Origin of the sequence: Sphingorhabdus sp. Alg239-R122 (genome assembly GCF_900537065.1) — a bacterium.
In the GTDB taxonomy this organism is placed as follows: domain Bacteria; phylum Pseudomonadota; class Alphaproteobacteria; order Sphingomonadales; family Sphingomonadaceae; genus Alg239-R122.
Genome location: NZ_UNRC01000002.1, coordinates 209,781 through 232,148 on the forward strand (window position 1 = coordinate 209,781; position 22,368 = coordinate 232,148).

A 22,368-nucleotide genomic window follows, 5' to 3' on the forward strand; every position below is an offset into this window, starting at 1 on the left:
ACGAAGACAAGCGCTATTTCCAGATTCCTTCACGGAACCATTTTGTGATGATGTATTTTGTGCCCTTTATTACAGGGTTGCCGCTGTGCAGGGTATCGGCATTCACCGTGCCATCGGCGTTCAGATTGTTCCAGGTCAGCAGCATCCCGGTATAGGGCGGCACCTTGAAACCTGCGTTGGTAAAGCCTGTCTCACCGCCCTCTATGGGTTCGTTCAGATACACCATGGCGGTCCAGGTGCGCTGCCCACCGCGATGCTTTTCCTGCTGCCAATATTCCTGACTGACATGGAAATAGTCCTGATGTGGTTTGAACTGCTGTCCCACATCATATCTTTGTCCCTGTATTGTTTCCCCGCGCGCGGGCTTGATGCCGAGCAGTTGGCAGATGCGTTTGTCGATTGTCTTGATGAACGGGTCGAACGGATCAACATTGCCGCTATAGCTTGTACGAAATTCCTTATCAGGGTCCTGCTTGTACAAAGTGGAAGGCTGGGCAGTGCTGTCGATCATGCGCATCATCCGCATACATTCCTGCGCATTCATGAATTCACGAACGACAAAGGCATCGAACAGGTCGCAATCGAGTTTTTCGGTGTGCTGGTTTTTTTCAAGCCGCTTGGTGACTTCGCGGCTGAACTTGCTGCGTGCCTGCGCGGCGGTATCGGGAACGGTTACATAGGCCATGACGGTTACTTCAAATATATGATTCGATCACACTCAATCTAGTCAATAACCTTTCCGCGCACCATAACCCAGTCCACTTTTTCCAGTGCGGTGATATCTTTCAGCGGATCACTATCCACTGCAATGATATCGGCGCTATAGCCTGTTGCAATGCGGCCTATCTCATTTTCCAGGTCCATGAGCTTTGCTGCCTCGGTCGTGGCGCTGGCCAGTACTTCGCGCGGTGACATACCAATATGTTTTATCATCAGCGCAAATTCCTCGGCATTACGGCCATGCGGATAAACGCCGCTGTCCGTACCAAATATGATAGGGATGCCAGCTTTTCGCATGGCGGTTGGCGCCTTGCCAAGCTGTGACAGGGTGGCACGGATTTTTGCTTCTACGGGCGGGGTATAAACACCTTTGCCCAACCCCTCCTGCACGCCGACAAATGCCATCAATGTTGGCACACAGGCAGTACCATTTTCTTTCATTGCACGGATCGTGGCATCGTCGGCAAAAGTGCAATGTTCGATGGTGTCGACACCCGCTTTTGATGCGGCCTCAATACCGCGCGGGCCGTGTGCATGTGCTGCGACCCGCATGCCGAGCGCGTGGGCAGAACTCACAATCGCTTCCATTTCCGCATCGGTGAAATGCTGGTCGAGCCCGCGCGCCTGCTGACTGAGCACGCCGCCGGTGGCGGTAATCTTGATGAGGTCTGCGCCATTTTTTGAGGCTTCCCGTACCGCGGCAGCACATTCTTTCACGCCCGTACAGGCAGAACCATCGGCCAGCGCCGCATTCACTTCCGGACGAAAGCCTGATACGTCACCGTGCCCACCGATAATAGCCAGCGATGAGCCAGCAGACTGGATGCGCGGGCCTGGAAGGATGCCTTCTGCCGTACCGCGCCGCAGTACAAATCCCACCTGAGGCGCGCTGCCTACATCACGCACAGTCGTAAAGCCGGCCAGCGCTGTCAGTCGCGCATTTTTTGCACCCACAACCACGCCCCACTCATCTGGTTCAGTGGCTTGTCTCCAGAAGTCACCACCGGGATCGCCTGACAGATGGACATGCATGTCAATCAGCCCTGGCAGAACAGTTTTATCGGAAAGGTCGATAACCTTGCCATCATTTGGGCGTGTAATGCCGCTTTCGATAGAGACAATCCTGCCATCACGCACGGTGATGGTGGCCGGACCAGTTGCACCGGTATTTGCATCCGCAATCAGGTTACCGGCCAGAATAACCTTATCCTGCGCAGCGGCGGGAAAAACCATCAGCGTTAATGCCAAAAATGCGGCCCATATCTGTGTTAATGTCCGCATTCCAACTCTCCTGATCATGTGTGAAAAGCGGATTTATGCACACCAGCACCATGTTTGCAATGCAATAGCGCGTGACATGGCCTTGCCAGCCCCGTCGTTTCAGGTTTATCCTGCATATCGCATCAATCAGGGAGCAGGCCATGACACATGATTTAAACAGATATTCGCGCGGCGCTATCGCCTTTCACTGGATTATTGCAGCACTGGTGCTGGCGAATTACGTCCTGGTGAATATTGCTCATGATCTGGAGCGGTCTGCCAAAGCTGTATATATGGACCCGCACAAGGCAATCGGCATTACCATATTGGTGCTTACTGTATTGCGCATTATCTGGCGATTGACGCACAAGCGCCCTGATGTGGCCCATGGTGTGAAACCGTGGGAGGCGATGCTTGCGAAAACCGCGCACTCTCTCTTCTATATATTGCTGATCGCCATTCCGCTGACCGGCTGGATGATGGTGTCGGCCTATGGCAGCAGCGGCGTGGACTGGTTTGGTATTTTTGAAATTCCCGCACTGCCTGTTGAAGAAAGCCGGGACGTGGGCGGGCAATTGCACGATATTCACGAAATTATAGGTAAAGCGATGTTTGTGTTGATCATCCTGCACGTACTTGGCGCGCTCAAGCATCAATTTTTTGACAAATTACCTGTTCTTGCCAAAATGGGTTTGGGCCGTAACGTATAAAATGTGCGAAGCATAAAAAGAGGGGGCCGGAATGTTCCAGCCCCCTTAAGGTGATCCCGAGGAGGGATTTCGTAAAGCTTTAGCCTGTCCTGGCCGGAGCTTAATAGTAAAAATCGTAAATAATATCGACTATATAACCAGTATAAATGTCAACCAGCAAGACGTCATCATAATAACGTACCCAGCGATAGTCACCATAAGCTGGCGGTAAGCGGTAATACGACGGATCACTTATCCAGTAATTGCGGGCATAAAACCCCGAGCCCAGGTAGAATCCGATACCAAAGCGCTTATAGCGGTGGCTGCGATAAGGCGCATAATACCGGTTTGCACGATATAGATGGCGATTATATTTACGGTAATTGCGCCAGTTATAGCGGCGGTCATTACGCCAGCTGCGCTTCCATGCTTTGCGGTAGTCACGCCGCGCGTTACGATAGCCGCGGCGATAATCGCGACGATCCCGCTTATATCGCTTGTCACGGCGGTCGGCACGATACCTGCGATCTATCCGGCCATCACGGTTGTGGTCCCAGCGACGATCTACCTTACCATTATGGTTGCGGTCATATCGGCGGTCAATCCGACCATCACGATTCCGGTCCCAGCGACGATCGACGCGACCATCACGGTTGCGGTCGCCACGGGCGTTGGCACGACGGTTGCGGTTTACGCGGCGCTGTGCCTCGCGGACGATACGTTCCTGTCTGTTCAAGCGGCGATCCTGACGTACCCGGCGCTGCTCATTGGTTGCGCGGCGCTGCTGACGCTGCTGTGTGCCTTGATGGCTTGCACGGCGTTGCTGCTGTTGCTGCGCTTTTTCGCGCTTCGCACGACGTTTTTGACGCACCTCGCGGTTGCCCTGACGTTCTGCACGTGCTTCGCGATTGGCTCTGCGCTGCTGACGGGCCTGCTTGTTCTGGCGTCGTTCTCCGCGCGCTCTGCGTTCACCGCGTCGCTCACGGCTTTGCTGGGCCGTTTCATTTAACTGTATGGCCAGAGCGGGGCTGCCTGCTATTGCAGAGCCTGTATTGACCTGTGCCTTGGCGGTGATTTCAGCTGCATCTGCTTCACCAATTACCAGAGGTGACAAAATGGTGGCGGCCATCAGGCTGACATAATATAATGGGCGCATATTCTTTACTCCTTGGGCCTGATGAAAATTTCTATTTCCGGTCAGAAGCTGACCAGATTTCCCACGACCGTTCCGTTAGTGTTGATCACGTTATAGGGACTTACGTGTTACCCCAAACTGAACCACGCTGTTGCCTTTTGTTAATATTAGCAGCAACTTTTATGAACACTTGCTTTTTGGCAGAAATCAGCGGTAAATGGCTTATGCAGACACCAATCCTTACACTCAATATCGGAAAACCTGTCTCTTTTCGCGGAGATGGCGAGCACAGCGCAATTGCCAAATCCCCGGTGGATTCGCCTGTCTTTCTGGGGCGCACCGGCATAACGGGTGATCAGGTTGCCGACACGGTGCATCATGGCGGACCGGACAAAGCGCTGCACCATTATCCCTATGACCATTATGATTATTGGCGTGGACGCCTGCCGGGCCATGCATTTCTGAAAAAACCAGGTGCATTTGGCGAGAATATATCCACGACCGGCATTATCGAAAGCGAAGCACGCATTGGCGACCGGTTTCGGCTAGGCGCGGCGCTGATAGAAATTAGCCATGGCCGCCAGCCCTGCTGGAAACTCGATCACCGTTTTGGGGTAAAAGGCAAAAACAGCGTGATGGCGGACATTGTGCGCACCGGCAAATGCGGCTTTTATTACCGTGTGATCGAAGAAGGCATGGTGGCACCCGATGCAGTCATGAAACGGGTGGAGCGCGGATTGGCGGAATGGACGGTGGAGTGCGTCTTCATGCTGCTAATCGGTGGGCGCGGCAAAAAAGACCCGGCGGCATTAAGGCAATTGCAGGATATGGAACTGCTCGCGACGAATTGGCGGGAACGCGCGGCCAGGATACTGGATAACCCGGGCTAAAACCTAGGTTTCATCGCTTTCCGCATTTTTGGCGAGCCATTCTTCCAGCCATTTGATGGTATAGTCACCATTCTGGAATTCCGGATCGTCGAGCAATTCGCGGTGGAGCGGAATGGTGGTTTTCATGCCCTCGATCACAAATTCATCCAGCGCACGGCGCAGGCGCATCAGGCACCCTTCGCGGTTCTTGCCATAAACGATAAGCTTGGCAATCATACTATCATAATAGGGGGGCACGACATAGCCGTGATAAAGCCCGCTATCGACGCGCACATGCATACCGCCTGCGGGATGGTATCCGGTCACTTTGCCAGGCGACGGTGTGAAATTTTTCGGATCTTCGGCATTAATCCGGCATTCGACCGCATGGCCGTGGAACTGGATATCTTCCTGCTGGAAAGAAAGCGGATGTCCGTCGGCCACGCGGATCTGTTCGCGTACCAGGTCGATACCGGTGATCATTTCCGTCACGGGATGTTCAACCTGCAAACGAGTGTTCATTTCGATAAAATAAAACTCGTCATTTTCGTACAGAAACTCGATCGTACCCGCGCCGCGATAGGCCATATCAGCCATTGCCTTGGCCACAGTCGTACCCATTTCCGCGCGCTGCGCGTCCGAAATAACCGGTGAAGGCGCTTCTTCCAATACTTTCTGGTGGCGGCGCTGCAACGAACAATCGCGCTCGCCCAGATGTACGGCATGGCCATTGCCATCGCCAAACACCTGAAATTCGATATGCCGCGGATCGCCCAGATATTTTTCGATATAGACGGTTGGATCGCCAAAAGCGGCCTTGGCCTCATTTGATGCCTGGCTCATCAGGCTTTCCAGCTTGTCGGGGCTTTCCACCACCTGCATGCCTCGGCCTCCGCCGCCTGATGCTGCCTTGACAATCACTGGATAGCCGATTTCTTCGGCAATGCGTTTGCCATCCTCGATATTCTCAACCGGTCCGGGAGAGCCCGGGACAAGCGGAATGCCAAGCGCGCCAGCGGTGCGTTTTGCCTCTACCTTGTCGCCCATGGTACGGATATGTTCGGGCTTAGGACCGATCCACTTGATGCCATGCGCTTCAACAATTTCGGCAAATTTGGCATTTTCCGATAAAAAGCCATAGCCGGGATGGATTGCATCGGCATGGCTGACTTCGGCTGCCGAAATAATGTTCGGGATATTGAGATAACTGTCAGTGGCGGGCGGCGGGCCTACACAAATGGCTTCATCGGCAAGCCGGACATGCATCGCATCTTCGTCAGCAGTGGAATGCACCGCTACTGTCTTAATGCCCATTTCATGCGCAGCGCGGTGGATACGGAGTGCGATTTCGCCGCGATTGGCTATCAATATCTTTTTGATGGTCATGCCGCAGGCTTACTCCACAACCACCAAAGGCTGGTCGAATTCGACCGGCTGTGCGTCCTCGACCAGTATCTGTGCGACCTTGCCTGCCTTGGGTGCGGTAATCGGGTTCATGACCTTCATTGCCTCGACAATCAGCAGCGTGTCACCCTTGCCCACGCTGTCGCCGACCTTGACGAATTGTGCGGCGCCTGGTTCCGGCGCCATATAGACCGTGCCGACCATAGGTGATTTGACGGCATTTGCCATATCGGCGGCAGGGGTAGCCGCTTCTTCTACCGGAGCAATAGGAGCAGGCGCTACAGCAGGCATTTCGTGTACCGGCGCAGGCATAGGAGCCGCCGCCATCATTGCACCTGGGGCACCACGTGACACGCGGATCTTGCGCTCGCCATCTTCGACTTCGATTTCAGTGAGGCCGGTTTCACCCAGTAATTCGGCAAGTTCACGGACCAGCTTTCCGTCCACCTGCATTGTGCCTGATTTGGATGTACTGCCCTGATTCTGCTTTGCTGCCATGAATTCCTCTTGGAGTATTGTCCGCGTGTACGAACCGTTGCAAATGTAACATGATTGCCCTGCCTATGCCCGCAAACCGGGGGGCAGGGCAATATCTTTATGCGCTAAATCTTCGCTGCCGCCTCCAGCGCCATGACATAGCCATAAGTGCCAAAGCCACAGATGGAGCCGCGTGCGACGGGTGCAATCAGGCTTTTATGCCGAAATTCTTCCCGCGCCGCGGGGTTGGAAATATGCACTTCGATTACCGGCGTTTTGATGGCTTTGACAGCATCATATAGTGCTACGGATGTATGCGTCAGCGCGCCAGCGTTCAGGATAACCGCATGCACACCTGCGCCCTGGGCCTCATGCAGCCAGTCGGTGAGGTGCCCTTCATGATTGGACTGGCGCAGGTCGATTTCGAAGCCGAGTTCTTTCCCGCGATCTTCCAGACTATCCGCAATATCATCGAGCGTGTCCGACCCATAAATTTCCGGCTCACGCAGGCCGAGCAGGTTAAGATTGGGTCCGTTGAGGACAAATATGGTTCTGGTATCGGTCATAGTGCGATGCGCCCCTTTGACATATGCTTATAGCGGCTGTTGCAGGCAGGACAAGCGTGGCCGGTTTGATATTGCACTGCAACACAAAGCCAGCTATACGCGCGCCAATTGTGGCGTGCGCGCATAGCAGCCGTCCTCCTCTTACGATAAGCAGAATAAACATGTCCCTTCGCAATATCGCGATTATCGCGCACGTTGACCACGGCAAAACCACGCTGGTGGATGAGCTTTTCAAGCAATCGGGTACCTTCCGCGAGAATCAGCGGGTGGAAGAACGCGCGATGGATTCAAACGATCTGGAAAAAGAGCGCGGCATCACGATTCTGGCCAAGTGCACGAGCGTCGAATGGGAAAATGAAGGCGAAACCACGCGCATCAATATTGTCGATACGCCGGGCCACGCCGATTTTGGCGGCGAGGTGGAGCGTATCCTGTCGATGGTCGATGGTGTCATCCTTCTGGTCGATGCTGCCGAAGGACCAATGCCGCAGACGAAGTTCGTGACGGGCAAGGCGCTCGCGCTCGGCCTCAAACCGATTGTAGTTGTGAACAAGATTGACCGCCCGGATGGCCGTCCTGATGAAGTGCTCGACGAATGTTTTGACCTGTTCGTGAACCTGGGTGCCAATGATGAGCAGCTCGATTTCCCCGTGCTGTATGCATCGGGCCGCAATGGCTATGCGAGCGAAGATACCGAAGCGCGCGAAGGTGATTTGCAGCCATTGTTCAAGAAAATTGTCGAACATGTGCCTGCGCCAACCGTGGATAAAGACGCGCCTTTCAGCTTTCTCGTAACGCTGCTGGACCGTGATAATTTCGTCGGGCGTATCCTGACGGGCCGTATTGCTACGGGCACGCTGAAAATCAATGACCCGATCAAGGCGATGGATATTGATGGCAATATTGTCGAACAGGGCCGCGCGACCAAGATTATGGCGTTCCGCGGGTTGGAGCGTGAGCCGGTCGATTTTGCCGAGGCAGGTGACATTATCTCGCTGGCAGGCCTGACCGATGCAACCGTGGCCAATACCATTGCCACGCCTGACCTGATGGAACCGATCGCATCGCAGCCAATTGATCCGCCAACGCTGTCGATGCGCTTTGCCGTCAATGACAGCCCGTTTGCAGGCCGTGAAGGCGACAAGGTCACAAGCCGCATGATCCGTGACCGGCTGGCCAAGGAAGCTGAATCCAATGTTGCCATTCGCATCACTGAAAGCGCGGACAAAGACAGTTTTGAAGTCGCGGGCCGCGGTGAATTACAGCTGGGCGTACTTATTGAAACGATGCGCCGTGAAGGTTTTGAACTTGGCATTTCGCGTCCGCGTGTTCTCTACCGTGAAAATGAAGCGGGTGAGCGCGAAGAGCCGTACGAGACTGTCGTGATCGACGTCGATGACGAGCATAGCGGCACGGTGGTCGAGAAAATGCAGATGCGCAAAGCCGAGTTGACCGACATGCGTCCATCCGGCACGGGCAAGACGCGGATTACTTTTTCTGCGCCGTCGCGCGGCCTGATCGGCTATCACGGCGAATTCCTGTCTGACACGCGCGGCACCGGCCTGATGAACCGCCTGTTTGAAAAATACGGGCCGTACAAGGGCAGCATTACGGGCCGTCAGCTTGGCGTGCTGATTTCACGCACCACAGGCGAAAGCGTTGCCTATGCGCTGAACAGTCTGGAAGAACGCGGCGAGCTTTTCATCGGTTCGAACGTGGCGATATACGAAGGCATGATTATTGGCGAGAACGCCAAGCCCGAAGACCTTGAAGTCAATGCGATGAAATCAAAGCAGCTCACCAACTTCCGTTCGACCGGCAAGGATGACGCGATCCGCCTTACCCCGCCGCGTCTGATGAGTCTGGAGCAGGCAATCGCCTATATTGACGATGATGAAATGGTTGAGGTCACGCCCAAGTCGATCCGCCTGCGCAAACGCCATCTTGACCCCAATGTGCGTAAAAAGGAAAGCCGCAAGAAAGAAGGTTAAGGGTAAGGGCAGTTGATTTACTGCATGTCTGCGGTGCTGTAAGCGAACGGCATGCGCCTGTTCTTCACACTTGTTCCACCGCATGATATCCGGCAGCGGCTTTGCCTGCTGATGGGCGGTATTGAGGGTGCGCGGTGGCAATCGGATGCGCAGCTGCATCTGACGATGCGCTATGTCGGTGATGTGGAAGGGCATGTCGTGGATTTGCTGGTGGCGGAAACGGACCGGCTTCCATTGTCTCCAATAGAAGCGCGGTTGGACGGCATTGGCCAGTTTTCGCGCGGTGATCATGTGCAGCAGCTTTGGGCCGGGGTTTCCCCGGCACAGCCGTTTGCCCATCTGCACCGGCAGATTGAACGCATCTGTGTTTCGGCGGGGCTGAAGCCAGAAAAACGCAAATATGTGCCGCATATCACTTTGGCGCGATTACCGCGCAGTGGCGGATCGCCTGCACAGTTCATGGAATCGCATATCGGCCTTTCGAGCACGCCATTTACATTTGACCGACTGGTGCTGATGCAGAGCCATCTGCGCACCAGCGGCAGCCTGTATGTGCCGCTGGCCGAATGGGATATGGCTTAAGGCGCAGCCGCAGGAACCGCAGCTTGCGGAATGGCATAGCTGACCGATGCATCGGGGCCGAGCGGAATGCCGAGATAGACCCACAGCACCAGCAGCAATGTACCGCTGACCAGAAGCCATACCGAATAAGGGATCATCATCGCGGTCAGGCTGCCGAGCCCGAAATCTTTCTGCCAGCGCTGCGCAAACACAAGGATAAGCGGGAAATAGACCATCAGCGGCGTGATGATATTGGTCGCGCTATCGCCGACGCGGTAGGCCGCAGTCGCGCCTTCGGGGCTTACACCCAGCAGCATCAGCATCGGTACCAGCACCGGCGCAAGCAGCGCCCATTTGGCACTTGCCGATCCGACAAACAGGTTGAGCAGGCCCGAGAACAGCACGATCAGGCCGAGCACGAGTGGCAGTGGCAGGCCGGTGGATTCAATCCCGGCGGCACCATGCACCGCAGTAATCAGGCCCAAGTTTGACCAGCCAAACATCGCCACGAAGTGCGCAGCGGCAAAGGCTAGCACGAGATAGTAACCCATATCCTTCATCGATTCCGCCATCATGTTCACCAGATCGCGGTGATCGTTGATTGTGCCGGCTGCCTTGCCATAGGCCCAGCCGCACGCGAGGAAGAGTACGAAGAAACCGGCAACCAGCGACTGATAGAATGGGCGCAGCGTGGTGTGCACCGAACAGTCACCGCTGGCAATGGTACCGGGTGCGCAGGCTTCTTCGTTGATCAGCGGCGTGCCGGGGCCGAGTGCCATGATGGCCCAAAGCGCCACCACGCCCAATGTAGCGAGGCCAGCATATTTCAGGCCCTTTTTCTGCTCAGCAGACAACTCGCCATCATCATCCTGGGCGTAAGTTTCCGCCATGTCGCCTTCCGGGATCCATGCGCCCAGACGCGGCTCAATCACCTTGTCGGTGACATACCAGATGATTGGCAGGAAGATGAAAGTCATCGCGGCGATAAAATACCAGTTACCAGCAATGTTCATTGTCCAGCTTGGATCAAGCGCGCTGACATTCACCGCTTCTTCGGTGATGCCGAACAGCAGCGCATCAAGCTGCCCCGGTGAAACATTGGCGGAAAAACCACCTGAAACCCCGGCAAATGCCGCCGCAATGCCTGCCAGTGGATGTCGCCCTGCCGCGGCGAACAGCAGTCCAGCGAGTGGAATCAGCACGACATATCCTGCATCGGCGGCGTGGTTGCCGATCATGGCGACCAGCGCGACAACAGGGGTCAACAGCGACACTGGCGCGCTTTTGACGGCGGCGCGCATACCGCTGGCAAAAAAGCCCGACCGTTCGGCCACGCCCGCACCCAGCATCACGACCAGAACATAGCCAAGTGGATGGAAGTGGGTGAATGTCTTGGGCATTTCGACCCACAGCTTCTGAATATTTTCAGGTGCCAGCAGACTGACCGATTTGATCACCAGTGCTTTGCCATCTTCCCCCAATTCGGTCGGATGCAGCGCTGAAGCGCCCATGGCCGCCGCGATAATTGAAATCACGATCAGTGCAATGATAAGGTAGAGGAAAATAAATACCGGATCGGGAAGCTTGTTGCCGGTCCGTTCAACCCAGGCCAGAAACCCTGTGGTTTTGGGGCCATTTGTCACATTCTCTGCTGTATTTGCCATATACCTCTTCCCGAATTATGGTTTTTCCGGGAATCTTAGCGCAAGTTTCAAAAACCGCAATGGGGTAGGTATCAGGCGCAAGAGGTGCGTCAGATGCTTTGGATTCAGGCGCTCTGGATATAGTCGCGCATGGCGGCGGCTTCGCTCTCGATCTTGTCGATGCGGTATTTCACAAGATCGCCGATTGATACAAAACCAACAAGTTTTTCACCCTCGACGACTGGCAAGTGACGGATGCGCCGCTTGCTCATGAGCGACAATGCAGACAAGGCAGTCGCATCGGACGCGATAGTGATGGCGGGCGCGGTCATGACATTCGAAACCGGTGTGTCCAGAACGCCTGCCCCGTCACTTTGCAGGCAGTATATAACATCGCGTTCGGAAAATATGCCTGCCACCTTGCCACCAGCCATAACCGGCAGGGCACCGATGCGTTTTTCGGACAGCATTGCGATGGCATCCATGACGCTGTCATCCCCATGGCATGTAAAAAGTTCGCCAGAGCGATTTTCCAATATTTTGGCAACTGTCATGATTTTCCTCCGCTTAATGGATCGATTATGTCCGATTCTCTGTGCTTGTACAGATAAATGTAACACAAAATATATCGTCCGTCATTCAGCCGGGCTTGATGCCGCGTATAAAAGCGTCCAATAGATTCCCATGCCGCGTCCATCCAATCTTGATGATCCCGATTATGCCCGTTTCGCCTGGGCGCGTTATCGCCGCCTTATGTGGTTTATGGCGCTCGTAACACTGGGTGTTGTCGCGGTTGCCCTGGGTATCATGTTCGCGCTGCATGGCTGGGTATCCATCCATCTTTATATTGCAACAGCATTGGCCGTCGCGGCGGCGATGCTGCTCACGGCGGCATTAATGGGGCTGGTGTTCCTGTCCAGCGGGACAGGCCATGATGAGGCGGTGGAAGATGAAATTTCAAAGGAAATATATGGCGATGACGAAAAGTGATCATATTGGCGTAAAGCCCGCACTGACGTCGCGTGAGGATCCGATCCTGCGTGTCGTGCCGGGGCCTGCCGATATCAATTCCAACGGCCATATTTTTGGCGGCTGGGTGCTGAGCCAGATGGATACGGCGGCGGGCATTGTCGCTGCGCGGGCAACGCAAGGTGCGACGGCCACTGTGGCCATAGATGCAATGGAATTTATCGCGCCCATACTGCTGCGTGATGTGATTTCGGTCTATGCCGAGGTGGAACGGATAGGCCGCACGTCGCTGGCCATTCGCATCGATGTGATCGCTACAAGATCGCGCGGGGCAGAGGAAGTGCGGGTCACAAGCGGCCTGTTCACTTTCGTGGCGCTGGATGAAAACCACCGGCCCAGAGTCATTGATAAGAGTAACTTGCCTGAGGGCCTGAAGGGCGTTTAGTCCTCTTTCACATCATAGCTGCGATAGCGCAATTTGCGCTCACCGTTTGCAGGGACAGTCGCGCGCCATATGATACGGCCATTCTTCCTGAATGTCCTGCCTTTGAACTTTTTGAGTGTTTCCTCGTCGTTCGGGTCGAACCGGACTTCGAATGTCACCGGGAAGGCATTGGCATTTTTGACAGTAACGACGTGACTGTCCCAGTTTTTGCCTTCCTTGTCGCCATAATCATGGTCGATAGTGACATTGCTGGCCCCGCCCAGCATCAATTCGATTTCCTCGCCGACCGCTTTGTCATCCATTGATGCCTCACCGACCAGCTGGCGCAGGCCTAACACGCGCTGGAAAAAAGTGAATTGTCCGGAAGGAAGGGGTTCGCCCAATCCGGATTTCTCTTCATTTTGTATGACGAAAAGTCGTTCGATATCGCCTTCGTCACTGCTGTCTGAAAAAGTGGAGCGGTAGATAATCTCGCCCTCGACCTGTTTTTTCGACAGGAACGCGACCTGCTTCTGGCTTTTCGCAGCCACAGTTACGGGGAAGGGGATGCGATAGAGCTTGAGGTCGCCCAGCTCCTCACGTTTAGCGACACGTGTGCCAGTCACTACAATGAATTCATCGGCTGCAGACTCCATGCGCATGGCAATAGGGGCAGAGGCAGGGGGCGGTGGAGGAGGTGGCGGCGGTATCGCGCCATACCTGGCTCTGCCAAGGCCGCTAGTTGTGGTGCCATAGGGCCAGCAGTTAAAGCTGATATCCTGTCTTCCGGAGGGCGAGCTACCTGCTCCATTCCTATCATCGTCCACACGGTTGACTGTCCCCGCGATGGCATTGGCGCTGGCATTCACAAAGCTGGTATCATCTGCGCTCGCCATGGTCATCCAGCCGAGCAGGTCTATCCGGTTGCCAGCACTGTTCAGTTCCGCCACATAATTCGCCTGCCAGTCGAAATTGCTGGCGAGATAGGTAAGGGTGACCTGCATGCGCCCGCCCGGTTGATTACCCATGACCACCGAGAGTGTGGGTTTGGCGGTCAGGCCGCTTGGGACGGAGGGAAACAGTAGTGTCTGGTCCAGTCCGGTGCAGTAGAGCGATTCAAAACCCGCCTCTGTCTGCAATATTACGCGGTCGGGGTCGGAGCGGATTGTGCCGCTTTCCGTGGTGACCTCGCCCGTTGCGGGGTTGGTGCGGCGGATGGTCACCCGCTGCCCGGTAAAAGCGTCCAGCAGCCCGCGCTGTGACAAAAGCCGTGCATCGCGGTTTTTCTCTTCAATGCCGATGCCGCGTACCAGCGCGCTTTGCGGTAAGATGCCGCTGGCCACACCTTCAAAACGGAGCGTGACGGGTCCTGCTGGCAGGTTGACTTCGCGTGTTTCGGTGACGAGTGCAAAGCCTTGCAAATAGTCCAGTTCAAGCGGACTTTCCGGATCGGCATTGGGGTTGCGATATATCGACACTTCCACGGCATCCGGGCCTGCGGATGTCACAACCGCATCATTTGCACCCTGCGCCAGGGCGGGTATGGCCATAATGACTGGCAATATTGCCAATAAAGATAAGAAGATACGCATTGACCCGCCTTACCAGCGTGTATCGTATGTGACTTTCAATATGGTTTCGCCATTGGCGGGCACGGGCACCTGCCACACACGGGTATCGGCGGTCCGTTGCTTGCCAGGAATGCTTTCGCTTGGGATGCGTGTGTCGTTCCAGGAATAATAACGCTTCAGCCCCATCTGCGCGACATCGACTGTGACCGGCTGCGATTTCGCATTGGTTACTTTATAGTGCATGACGGTGCGCCAGAAGTTTTTTTGTCGCTCCACCGTGACCGTTTCACTGCCGCCGTCACTGCTGCTGATGCGGTAGCGTGCGGTGGTTTCCCATTCGCCGGGCGAGATTTTGTCGCGGCTGACCATGATGGGCTGCACTTTCACATCAAACGCTTCACCGGTTTTCAGCGCCAGATCGCTGCCGCCGGGCGTATGGGATATCCGGTTCTCACCGATAAACTGCGCCTGTCCGCGCTGGTCGCGCATATAGACGCGCACTGTGCCCGCAGGCAGCGCATCGCCGAGGCCACCTTCGCGTGAGGTTGAAAATTTGAGTACTGTATCGGCGCTCTGCGCCTGGTCACTACTGCCCATCCAGCGGTTGGTATATTGATACGCTTTGGCGGCGGCTGCATTTGCAACATCAAGAAAACTGACCTGTTTCTGCTGCGCATTGGCGATAGTGGTGCGTTTGGCGAGCGGATAGATATAAAAATCGGCCAGCGCTTCGGCAGAACCGCTTTCAGTACCCGGACTGTTGCCCCGGGGCTGATTTCTGCGACGGTTATTATACCGGTTCTGCTGTGCCTGTGCGACTTCGCCGGCGACCAGCAATGTTTTTGCGTTATGGAATGTCGTGCCAGTATTGTTGCGCAGCGTGATCCAGCCCTGCACATCAATGCTGCCCTTCTGTTCATCAAACAGCGCGACATAATCGGCGTTCCAACCCAGCCCGCGGGAGAGGTAACTGAGCGTGAGCGGGCGTGTGCCAGCACGGCGCGAATCCACCGTGACCGACAAAGTCGGTTTGGCGCGCAGATTGGGCGGGATGCGGTCGAATATGACGCGCACGGGCAGGCCATCATCACGCAGGACCTCGATCCGGTTGCCGATCTGCATCACCACACCGCCATTGACGGCCAGTATTTTTGCACGTTCGCGGGTCTGTGCGCCCGTTGCGGGGTTGGTGCGCAGCAATGTCACCTGCTGCCCCACGGCTTTTTGCATCAATGATGCTGGCGACAGCAGGTCAAAATCGAAATTCTGTTCCATAATGTCAAAACCGGTACCGCCCAGCGTGACGGTCTCGGGCCGGATTTGTGCGGAAACATCAGGAAAGGGAATGCGGGTGACAGAGGCGGGCACATTCACCTGTCGCACGTCTTGTACCAGCGCCAGATTGCCATTATAGATGGTGACGGAGACATCGCCCTGGGCGGTGCTGTCAGGGTCATTAGCGGGGACCTGTGCCGTAACAGGGCCAGCCAGTCCCCCAGCAACTCCGAACGCAACTATGGATAAGGATATACTATGGGCGCGCATCGTTCATCTCCCTCTTTTGCAAGGGGATGATGCTGCATTTTACCCGTTTTGAACAGGGAAATCTTGAAGGGAGAAGTTTTCAGGCGATCCTGGATAGGAGGCGCTGATACCTATTCAGCAGCAACCGCCGGCTTGTCGTCATCCGCCTTGTCAGTTTTACGGGCACGGGTCCGTTTCGGTTTTTCCTGCGCATCATCGCTGCTGCCAATGGCGGGCGGAAGTGCCGCCATATCGACGGTGGCTTTCGCATCTTCTTTTGGCGCACCTTCTTTTGGCGCATCCTCTTTCGGCTTGCGGGTACGGCGCGGTTTGGGTTTCTCTGCGGCATCCGGCTTGTCCGCCTCCACATCTGGGCTGTCCGTATCAGCATGCGTCCGGCGCGGATTGCGGCGAGGCTGGCGGCGATCATTGTGCTCACTGCCATGGCTGTCGTCGTCATCGCGGTTTTCATGGCGCGCGGCGCGCTCTGCTTCACGCTTGGCGCGTTCTTCTTCCTGACGCGCTTTACTGTCGGCCAGTACGCGGAAATAATGATCGGCAAACTGCAGATAATATTCGGAGTTGACGCCGTCGTCATTCATCGCGGCATCATTGGCCAGCTTCTTGTATTTATCCAGCATCTGGGCTGCGTTGCCGCGCGCCCTGTTGTCGATCCTGTTGGCTGTATCCATTCCACCACGATTATTCGGGCCGCGATTATTGTTGCGGCTGCGGCGGCGGTTATTCTGTCCGCGGTTATTGCTCAATTTTGTCATTCCTTACATGTCTGACATGAGTTTCGCCTGCTCTCAGTGGAGAAGCCTTGCGTTGCAGAGCGTGTCCAATTTTGGCAGGAACAAGATCCAAAAGACGGGGATTTCGTGCATCCATCCTTGATCTTCTCTTTAAAGCCGTAGCGAGAGTTTACATGCTTGCCAAGCAAAAACTGGATATTGGTAGTGGATAACGAAGTAAATTACTGATTAATCTATGATAACTGCGCGTGGGTGCCCTGCCAGATCATGCTTTATCGTGCTGCGGAAACCATTTTCCGAGGCGATTGCAGTGACCATTTCGGCCTGCGCTGCCCCGATTTCAAATATTACAGGGGCATTTTGGGCACGCAGTTTATCCAGAACAGGTATTAACAGGCGATAGTCATCCAGCCCGGTCTCACCTGCAAACAGCGCATCATGAGGCTCGTAATCTGCCACATTGGGCGCCAGTTCGGCATTGGTTTCAACATAAGGCGGGTTGCATAGAATAAGGTCAAACGGGGTATCCAGCTTGTCGGTCCATCCCTCACAGCTCCAGTCAAGCCGATGGAATGTAGCGCGGTCAGTCAGATCCAAATGCCGGGCATTGTGCTTTGCCACCTCCAGCGCCGCCGCACTCTGGTCAATACCGGTCCCGTGCGCTTCATTCCATTGTGACAATGCGGCGAGCAGCAACGCCCCTGACCCTGTACCAAGGTCCAATATGCGCATGGGCGGAGCTTCTTTCAGTGCCTCAATTGCCGCTTCGACCAAGGTTTCACTGTCCGCGCGGGGGATCAGAACATCGGGCGTGACGGCAAAATCCAGCCCCCAGAATTCCTGATGCCTGGTGATATAGGCAATGGGTTCATGCGCGATGCGGCGATCCAGCAAGGCCCGGAATTCATGAGGCGGACCAGCCTGCATATGGTTCAGCAGCAATGCTGAGCGGCTGACATCCAGCGCGTGTGCCATCAGCAGCTCTGCGTCGAGACGGGGGGTATCGCTGATGCCGTCCAACTGCTGTGCGGCGTTGCGAATGGCCTCTGCTACACTCACGCCCCATCCATATTGGCAAGTTTGGCGGCCTGGTCTTCCGCCGTCAGTGCATCGACCAGTTCGCCCAGACCCGGGCCTTCGAGTATCTCCGCCAGCCGGTGTAGCGTCAGGTTGATACGGTGGTCCGTGACGCGGCCCTGCGGGAAATTATAGGTGCGGATGCGTTCGGACCGGTCGCCGCTGCCGACCATCGATTTGCGCGCATCGGCCTGTTCGCTTGCCGCCGCCTCGCGTTCCTGTTCATATAGCCGCGCGGCAAGCACTTTCATCGCCTGCGCCTTGTTCTTGTGTTGCGATTTGCCGTCCTGGCACTGCACCACAAGCCCGGTGGGCAAGTGCGTGATACGGATCGCGCTGTCCGTCTTGTTGACGTGCTGTCCGCCTGCACCGCTTGCACGGTAAGTATCGATACGCAGGTCTTCCTGATTGATCTGGACATCGACTTCATCGGGTTCGGGCAATACAGCCACGGTCGCCGCCGACGTATGGATGCGCCCGCCGCTTTCGGTTTCGGGAACGCGCTGCACGCGGTGTACACCGCTTTCCCATTTGAGCCGCCCGAATACATTGCTGCCGCGCACCGACATTACCACTTCCTTGAACCCGCCTACATCGGATGCATTGGCGGAGACCATTTCTGTGCTCCAGTCATTTTCCTCGGCAAAGCGTTGATACATGCGTGCCAGATCGCCCGCGAACAGCGCGGCTTCATCGCCCCCCGTACCAGCCCGTATTTCGAGCATGGCAGGGCGCGCATCGGCACTGTCCTTTGGAAGGAGCTGCAGCGCCAGTGCCTTTTCTGCCTCAGGCAAAGTGCTGCGGATATCGGCGGCCTCCTCTTCGGCCATTTCCTTGATTTCCGCGTCCTGCTCCTTCTCGTCAATCAGGCCCTGCAGCACTTCCAGCTCTGCACGCAAGCGGCGGACATGCGCGGCGGCCTTGGCCACGGGTTCGACTTCGGCATATTCTTTCGACACCGCCACAAACGCATCACTGTCCAGCTCCCCACTAGCCATTTTGGCTTGCAGTTCGTCAAAACGCGCTTCGATCTGCGCGATGCGTTCGGCGGAAATGCTGGTCATTGTACGTGCGATACTTTCCGGGCAATTTCATCCAGCGGTACTTCAACTTGCGTACCGGTGCTCAGGTCCTTGACCGCCGCTTTGCCACTTGCGAGTTCGTCATCGCCGATAATGACCGCGAAGCGTGCACCCGCATCATTGGCTTTTTTCATGCGCTTTTTCATATTGCCGCGATAGGCCATATCCGCCGTGATGCCATTCCTGCGTAGATCGGCAATAATGCCGCTTGCTGCCATTTCCGCTGCTTCGCCCAAAGGTATCACAACGGCATCAACTACGGGCGCTTCCTTTTCACCGACCAGCATAGCCAGTCGTTCGATGCCTGCAGCCCAGCCGACAGATGGCGTATGCGGCCCGCCCAGTGCCTCGACCAGCCCGTCATAGCGGCCGCCGCCCAAAACGGTACCCTGTGCACCCAACCGGTCGGTGATGAATTCAAATGCCGTGTGGCGGTAATAATCGAAACCGCGTACCAGCCGCGCATTGCGGGTCCATGCTACACTAGCCGCGTCCAACCCGGCAGTGACTTTATCAAAGAAAGTGCGCGCCTCGTCCGTCAGGCTGTCATCAATAATTGGGGCCTCATCCACAATGGGCCGGTCGCGCGGGTCTTTGCTATCCAATATGCGCAGCGGATTTACATCCAACCGGGTCTGGCTGTCCTCGGACAGGTCGCCGCGATACTTCTCAAAATGCGTGACCAGCGCTTCGCGCCACGCCGCGCGGCTCTCCGGATCGCCCAGCGTGTTGAGGTGCAGCGTTACACCGTCATCAATGCCCAGTTCTTTCAAAAGCTGGTCGGCCATCACCAGCAGCTCGACATCGGCGGCAGGTTCGCCTGCGCCCAGTATCTCGGCATCAATCTGGTGAAACTGGCGGTAGCGCCCCTTTTGCGGGCGCTCATAGCGGAATAGCGGGCCGTGTGTGGCCAGTTTGAGCGGGGCGTGCTGCTGCCACCCGTTTGTAAGGTAAGCGCGCACGATACCGGCAGTGAATTCGGGGCGCAGGGTGAGCGAATCCCCGCTACGATCATCGAACGAATACATTTCTTTCGATACTACATCAGTGGTTTCGCCCAGCGAGCGGGCAAAGACTGCCGTCGGTTCGAACACCGGCATTTCGGCGCGCTTGAAATTATACAGCCGCCGTACACGTTCGAATGTATCAATAACATGGCCGAACGCTTCTTGCTCCGGTCCGAAAATATCCTGTGTGCCGCGCACGGGTTTGGGCGTGTTTATCTTGCTCATAGGAGAGCGCCTTTAGCGCCTTTTTCGCAGAATCCAAATATGCATGATGAATTATTTATACGGCAGTCCGTGGCACTTCCCCCTTTCGCAGGTGCAGCATTTTGGCTATGTGGCACGAAAGATTCTCTCATTTGATTCACTGAAAGACACAATTTCCATGAACATTAACGCAATCCCCATTGGTGATAATCCACCCGAAAGCCTGAACGTCATTATCGAAGTGCCCGTTGGCGGCGAACCTGTGAAGTACGAGTTTGACAAGGAATCAGGTGCGCTTTTCGTGGACCGCATCCTGCACACGCCGATGCGTTACCCTGCCAATTACGGATTTATCCCGCACACCTTGTCGCCCGATGGCGATCCGCTTGATGCGTTGGTGGTGGCCCGTTCACCGTTTATGCCGGGCTGCGTGGTGCGTTGCCGCCCGATTGCGGTGCTCAACCTGGAAGACGAACATGGCGGTGATGAAAAGCTGCTCTGCGTGCCGATTGACGCTACTTTCCCCTATTACCGCAAGATTGGTGAGGGCGGCGACCTGCCCGAAATCGTGATGCAGCAGATTGAGCATTTCTTCACGCACTATAAAGACCTGGAAAAAGAAAAATGGGTCCGTGTCGGCAAATGGGGTGATGCAGAAGAAGCCAAGCAGGTCGTGCTGGAAGCGATTGAGCTGGCGAAGCGGGGCAAATAAGGCCTGGGCATGAAAAACATCGCGGTCCTGATAGTTGTTTCGCTTTCGCTCACTGCCTGCGCCACGCCCGAAACGCGGGTGCGCTCAGCGCTGATGGATGCGGGGCTTTCCAGGCCTGTGGCTGCATGCATGGCCGAACGTATGGTGGACCGGCTATCACTGGTGCAACTTAACAAGTTTAACGGCCTCAAAAAACTGAAAGGCCGTGATGCAGGCGATATCAGCATCAATGAATTTGTAAAACGCACCAGGGCTTTGCAGGACCCGGAAATCCTGGGCGTGGTCAGCTCTTCGGGTGTGATCTGCGCAGTGCGATCATAAAGCCTGTTGCATGGTCCGGGTCTGCGCTGCATTCCATGCATTTGGCCCCTTCCATTTATCCGCCGCCTATGCTTTAGCTTGGCACCAACAGATGGACTCGCATCAGGTTTTTTCAGAAAGGTGAATTCCCTCCCATGAACATCCATGAATATCAGGCAAAAGAACTGCTCGCGAAATATGGCATTGGCATCCCGACCGGCCATGCTGCGATGAGTGTCGAAGAAGCTGTGGCGGCAGCGGAAAAGCTGCCCGGTCCGCTCTATGTCGTGAAATCGCAGATTCATGCAGGTGGCCGCGGCAAGGGCAAGTTCAAGGAACTGGATGCGGATGCAAAAGGCGGTGTGCGCCTTGCCAAATCGGCAGATGATGTGCGTCAGGATGCGACTGACATGCTTGGCAACACATTGGTGACTATCCAGACCGGAGATGCGGGAAAGCAGGTCAATCGGCTGTACGTGACCGATGGCGTCGATATTGAAAGCGAATATTATCTCTCCATGCTGGTTGACCGTGCCACAGGCCGTGTGTCGATGATTATATCAACCGAAGGCGGCATGGATATTGAGGCAGTGGCACATGACACGCCCGAAAAAATTACCACCATCACAATTGATCCCGCGCAGGGTTTCATGCCGCACCATGGCCGTGCCGCTGCTTTTGCGTTGAAACTGGACGGTGCGCTTAACAAGGCATGTCAGAAGCTGACGAAGCAGCTTTACACCGCGTTTATGGATCTTGACTGCGAGATGCTTGAAATCAATCCGCTGGTAGAAACCAAGGACGGGCAACTCTTGGTGCTTGATACCAAAATGAGCTTTGACGGTAACGCCATGTTCCGCCATCCCGATGTTGAGGCGCTGCGCGATGAAACCGAAGAAGATCCGGCAGAAGTCGAAGCCAGTAAACATGACCTCGCGTACATCAAACTTGATGGCAATATCGGTTGTATGGTGAACGGTGCGGGCCTTGCCATGGCAACAATGGATATTATCAAGCTGAACGGCGCGTTCCCTGCCAATTTCCTCGACGTAGGCGGCGGCGCGACTACTGAAAAAGTAACTGCGGCGTTCAAGATCATTCTCGCTGATCCTGCTGTGGAGGGCATTCTCGTCAATATCTTTGGCGGGATTATGAAATGCGACATTATCGCGCAAGGCATTGTTGAAGCAGCGAAAGAAGTGAACCTGTCGGTACCGCTCGTTGTTCGTCTGGAAGGCACGAATGTACAAAAGGGCAAGGACATTTTGGACCAGTCTGGTTTGCCTATCGTCAGTGCGAGTGACCTTGGTGATGCAGCGCAGAAAATAGTGGCGCAGGTGAAAGAGGCGGCTTGATATTAATCTCCGCCATTCCCGCGAAAGTGGGAATTTTCCTCACCCACCCCGCATAATATGTGCAGTTGTTATG

At 55.5% G+C, this 22,368-nt stretch carries 23 protein-coding genes; 9 read left to right on the forward strand and 14 right to left on the reverse strand.

The genetic code is table 11. From position 1 onward, the window contains the following. Positions 1-13: 13 nt before the first annotated feature. Entirely contained in the window at positions 14-685 is a 672-nt protein-coding gene (locus G6Q15_RS02890; protein WP_164115465.1) for a 2OG-Fe(II) oxygenase, read from the reverse strand. A gap of 38 nt (positions 686-723) precedes the next feature. Continuing rightward, a complete protein-coding gene (locus tag G6Q15_RS02895) occupies positions 724-2,001 on the reverse strand; it encodes an amidohydrolase family protein (protein WP_164115467.1) in 1,278 nt (425 codons plus the stop codon). 140 nt (positions 2,002-2,141) lie between these two features. Here G6Q15_RS02895 and G6Q15_RS02900 point away from each other — a divergent pair, with 140 nt between their 5' ends. After that, positions 2,142-2,690 carry a cytochrome b gene (locus tag G6Q15_RS02900; protein ID WP_164115469.1) on the forward strand — a complete coding sequence of 183 codons (549 nt, stop codon included), beginning with the start codon at positions 2,142-2,144 and terminating at the stop codon, positions 2,688-2,690. Between the two features lie 100 nt (positions 2,691-2,790). On the opposite strand, the gene G6Q15_RS02905 is transcribed toward G6Q15_RS02900, so the two are convergent. Next, complete coding sequence (locus tag G6Q15_RS02905; RefSeq protein ID WP_240330715.1) at positions 2,791-3,825, reverse strand: RcnB family protein; 1,035 nt, start codon at positions 3,823-3,825, stop codon at positions 2,791-2,793. 203 nt (positions 3,826-4,028) lie between these two features. On the opposite strand from G6Q15_RS02905, the gene G6Q15_RS02910 reads away from it, so the two are divergent. Beyond that, positions 4,029-4,694, forward strand: a complete 666-nt coding sequence (locus G6Q15_RS02910; protein ID WP_164115471.1) for an MOSC domain-containing protein — start codon at positions 4,029-4,031, stop codon at positions 4,692-4,694. Between the two features lie 3 nt (positions 4,695-4,697). On the opposite strand, the gene accC is transcribed toward G6Q15_RS02910, so the two are convergent. From accC to aroQ, 3 genes are all read right to left on the reverse strand, one after another. Then, entirely contained in the window at positions 4,698-6,059 is a 1,362-nt protein-coding gene (gene accC, locus G6Q15_RS02915) for an acetyl-CoA carboxylase biotin carboxylase subunit (protein WP_164115473.1), read from the reverse strand. Between the two features lie 9 nt (positions 6,060-6,068). Continuing rightward, positions 6,069-6,575, reverse strand: a complete 507-nt coding sequence (gene accB, locus G6Q15_RS02920) for an acetyl-CoA carboxylase biotin carboxyl carrier protein (RefSeq protein WP_240330716.1) — start codon at positions 6,573-6,575, stop codon at positions 6,069-6,071. 104 nt (positions 6,576-6,679) lie between these two features. Continuing rightward, the gene (gene aroQ, locus G6Q15_RS02925; RefSeq protein ID WP_164115475.1) at positions 6,680-7,120 is read right to left on the reverse strand and encodes a type II 3-dehydroquinate dehydratase; all 441 of its coding nucleotides are present in this window, start codon (positions 7,118-7,120) and stop codon (positions 6,680-6,682) included. Positions 7,121-7,281: 161 nt separating this feature from the next. Between aroQ and typA the strand changes: the two genes are divergently transcribed. Together typA and thpR are read left to right on the forward strand one after the other, a co-directional pair. Continuing rightward, positions 7,282-9,111: a translational GTPase TypA gene (typA, locus tag G6Q15_RS02930; protein ID WP_164115477.1), complete on the forward strand. Its 1,830-nt coding sequence runs from the start codon at positions 7,282-7,284 to the stop codon at positions 9,109-9,111. Positions 9,112-9,162: 51 nt separating this feature from the next. After that, positions 9,163-9,693 (forward strand): RNA 2',3'-cyclic phosphodiesterase, encoded by a 531-nt coding sequence (gene thpR / locus G6Q15_RS02935; protein ID WP_164115480.1) that lies wholly within the window; start codon positions 9,163-9,165, stop codon positions 9,691-9,693. Here the strand turns inward: thpR and G6Q15_RS02940 are convergent. Together G6Q15_RS02940 and G6Q15_RS02945 are read right to left on the reverse strand one after the other, a co-directional pair. Next, a complete protein-coding gene (locus G6Q15_RS02940) occupies positions 9,690-11,336 on the reverse strand; it encodes an AbgT family transporter (RefSeq protein ID WP_164115482.1) in 1,647 nt (548 codons plus the stop codon). The two genes, thpR and G6Q15_RS02940, sit on opposite strands and share 4 nt — an antisense overlap. Positions 11,337-11,440: 104 nt before the next feature. Beyond that, the gene (locus tag G6Q15_RS02945) at positions 11,441-11,869 is read right to left on the reverse strand and encodes a CBS domain-containing protein (RefSeq protein WP_164115484.1); all 429 of its coding nucleotides are present in this window, start codon (positions 11,867-11,869) and stop codon (positions 11,441-11,443) included. 130 nt (positions 11,870-11,999) lie between these two features. Between G6Q15_RS02945 and G6Q15_RS02950 the strand changes: the two genes are divergently transcribed. Together G6Q15_RS02950 and G6Q15_RS02955 are read left to right on the forward strand one after the other, a co-directional pair. Further along, entirely contained in the window at positions 12,000-12,305 is a 306-nt protein-coding gene (locus G6Q15_RS02950; RefSeq protein ID WP_164115486.1) for a hypothetical protein, read from the forward strand. Beyond that, positions 12,292-12,729, forward strand: a complete 438-nt coding sequence (locus G6Q15_RS02955) for an acyl-CoA thioesterase (RefSeq protein WP_164115488.1) — start codon at positions 12,292-12,294, stop codon at positions 12,727-12,729. Before G6Q15_RS02950 ends, G6Q15_RS02955 begins: the two co-directional genes overlap by 14 nt. Here the strand turns inward: G6Q15_RS02955 and G6Q15_RS02960 are convergent. The 6 genes from G6Q15_RS02960 to hisS form a co-directional block, all read right to left on the reverse strand. Further along, complete coding sequence (locus tag G6Q15_RS02960; protein ID WP_164115491.1) at positions 12,726-14,258, reverse strand: hypothetical protein; 1,533 nt, start codon at positions 14,256-14,258, stop codon at positions 12,726-12,728. The two genes, G6Q15_RS02955 and G6Q15_RS02960, sit on opposite strands and share 4 nt — an antisense overlap. Positions 14,259-14,309: 51 nt before the next feature. Beyond that, on the reverse strand, positions 14,310-15,824 hold the full coding sequence (locus G6Q15_RS02965) for a DUF4139 domain-containing protein (RefSeq protein WP_240330717.1): 1,515 nt from the start codon (positions 15,822-15,824) through the stop codon (positions 14,310-14,312). Between the two features lie 110 nt (positions 15,825-15,934). Continuing rightward, the gene (locus tag G6Q15_RS02970) at positions 15,935-16,570 is read right to left on the reverse strand and encodes a DUF4167 domain-containing protein (protein ID WP_164115493.1); all 636 of its coding nucleotides are present in this window, start codon (positions 16,568-16,570) and stop codon (positions 15,935-15,937) included. A gap of 216 nt (positions 16,571-16,786) precedes the next feature. After that, positions 16,787-17,617 (reverse strand): peptide chain release factor N(5)-glutamine methyltransferase, encoded by an 831-nt coding sequence (gene prmC / locus G6Q15_RS02975; RefSeq protein WP_164115495.1) that lies wholly within the window; start codon positions 17,615-17,617, stop codon positions 16,787-16,789. After that, positions 17,614-18,699: a peptide chain release factor 1 gene (prfA, locus tag G6Q15_RS02980; protein WP_164115498.1), complete on the reverse strand. Its 1,086-nt coding sequence runs from the start codon at positions 18,697-18,699 to the stop codon at positions 17,614-17,616. The genes prmC and prfA overlap by 4 nt, the downstream gene beginning before the upstream one ends. Continuing rightward, the gene (gene hisS, locus G6Q15_RS02985; RefSeq protein WP_164115500.1) at positions 18,696-19,949 is read right to left on the reverse strand and encodes a histidine--tRNA ligase; all 1,254 of its coding nucleotides are present in this window, start codon (positions 19,947-19,949) and stop codon (positions 18,696-18,698) included. Before hisS ends, prfA begins: the two co-directional genes overlap by 4 nt. Before the next feature lie 157 nt (positions 19,950-20,106). Here hisS and ppa point away from each other — a divergent pair, with 157 nt between their 5' ends. The 3 genes from ppa (at position 20,107) to sucC (ending at position 22,295) form a co-directional block, all read left to right on the forward strand. Beyond that, the gene (ppa, locus tag G6Q15_RS02990) at positions 20,107-20,640 is read left to right on the forward strand and encodes an inorganic diphosphatase (protein ID WP_164115849.1); all 534 of its coding nucleotides are present in this window, start codon (positions 20,107-20,109) and stop codon (positions 20,638-20,640) included. A 9-nt stretch (positions 20,641-20,649) separates the two neighbouring features. After that, a complete protein-coding gene (locus G6Q15_RS02995; protein WP_164115502.1) occupies positions 20,650-20,961 on the forward strand; it encodes a hypothetical protein in 312 nt (103 codons plus the stop codon). A 134-nt stretch (positions 20,962-21,095) separates the two neighbouring features. Further along, the gene (gene sucC / locus G6Q15_RS03000) at positions 21,096-22,295 is read left to right on the forward strand and encodes an ADP-forming succinate--CoA ligase subunit beta (RefSeq protein WP_164115505.1); all 1,200 of its coding nucleotides are present in this window, start codon (positions 21,096-21,098) and stop codon (positions 22,293-22,295) included. Positions 22,296-22,368 lie beyond the last annotated feature (73 nt).

Coding starts and splice junctions, on each gene's coding strand:
- G6Q15_RS02890 (WP_164115465.1), bottom strand. CDS start 685: ATGGCCTATGTAACCGTTCCCGATACCGCCGCGCAGGCACGCAGCAAG.
- G6Q15_RS02895 (WP_164115467.1), bottom strand. CDS start 2,001: ATGCGGACATTAACACAGATATGGGCCGCATTTTTGGCATTAACGCTG.
- G6Q15_RS02900 (WP_164115469.1), top strand. CDS start 2,142: ATGACACATGATTTAAACAGATATTCGCGCGGCGCTATCGCCTTTCAC.
- G6Q15_RS02905 (WP_240330715.1), bottom strand. CDS start 3,825: ATGCGCCCATTATATTATGTCAGCCTGATGGCCGCCACCATTTTGTCA.
- G6Q15_RS02910 (WP_164115471.1), top strand. CDS start 4,029: ATGCAGACACCAATCCTTACACTCAATATCGGAAAACCTGTCTCTTTT.
- accC (WP_164115473.1), bottom strand. CDS start 6,059: ATGACCATCAAAAAGATATTGATAGCCAATCGCGGCGAAATCGCACTC.
- accB (WP_240330716.1), bottom strand. CDS start 6,575: ATGGCAGCAAAGCAGAATCAGGGCAGTACATCCAAATCAGGCACAATG.
- aroQ (WP_164115475.1), bottom strand. CDS start 7,120: ATGACCGATACCAGAACCATATTTGTCCTCAACGGACCCAATCTTAAC.
- typA (WP_164115477.1), top strand. CDS start 7,282: ATGTCCCTTCGCAATATCGCGATTATCGCGCACGTTGACCACGGCAAA.
- thpR (WP_164115480.1), top strand. CDS start 9,163: ATGCGCCTGTTCTTCACACTTGTTCCACCGCATGATATCCGGCAGCGG.
- G6Q15_RS02940 (WP_164115482.1), bottom strand. CDS start 11,336: ATGGCAAATACAGCAGAGAATGTGACAAATGGCCCCAAAACCACAGGG.
- G6Q15_RS02945 (WP_164115484.1), bottom strand. CDS start 11,869: ATGACAGTTGCCAAAATATTGGAAAATCGCTCTGGCGAACTTTTTACA.
- G6Q15_RS02950 (WP_164115486.1), top strand. CDS start 12,000: ATGCCGCGTCCATCCAATCTTGATGATCCCGATTATGCCCGTTTCGCC.
- G6Q15_RS02955 (WP_164115488.1), top strand. CDS start 12,292: ATGACGAAAAGTGATCATATTGGCGTAAAGCCCGCACTGACGTCGCGT.
- G6Q15_RS02960 (WP_164115491.1), bottom strand. CDS start 14,258: ATGGCCATACCCGCCCTGGCGCAGGGTGCAAATGATGCGGTTGTGACA.
- G6Q15_RS02965 (WP_240330717.1), bottom strand. CDS start 15,824: ATGCGCGCCCATAGTATATCCTTATCCATAGTTGCGTTCGGAGTTGCT.
- prfA (WP_164115498.1), bottom strand. CDS start 18,699: ATGACCAGCATTTCCGCCGAACGCATCGCGCAGATCGAAGCGCGTTTT.
- hisS (WP_164115500.1), bottom strand. CDS start 19,949: ATGAGCAAGATAAACACGCCCAAACCCGTGCGCGGCACACAGGATATT.
- ppa (WP_164115849.1), top strand. CDS start 20,107: ATGAACATTAACGCAATCCCCATTGGTGATAATCCACCCGAAAGCCTG.
- G6Q15_RS02995 (WP_164115502.1), top strand. CDS start 20,650: ATGAAAAACATCGCGGTCCTGATAGTTGTTTCGCTTTCGCTCACTGCC.
- sucC (WP_164115505.1), top strand. CDS start 21,096: ATGAACATCCATGAATATCAGGCAAAAGAACTGCTCGCGAAATATGGC.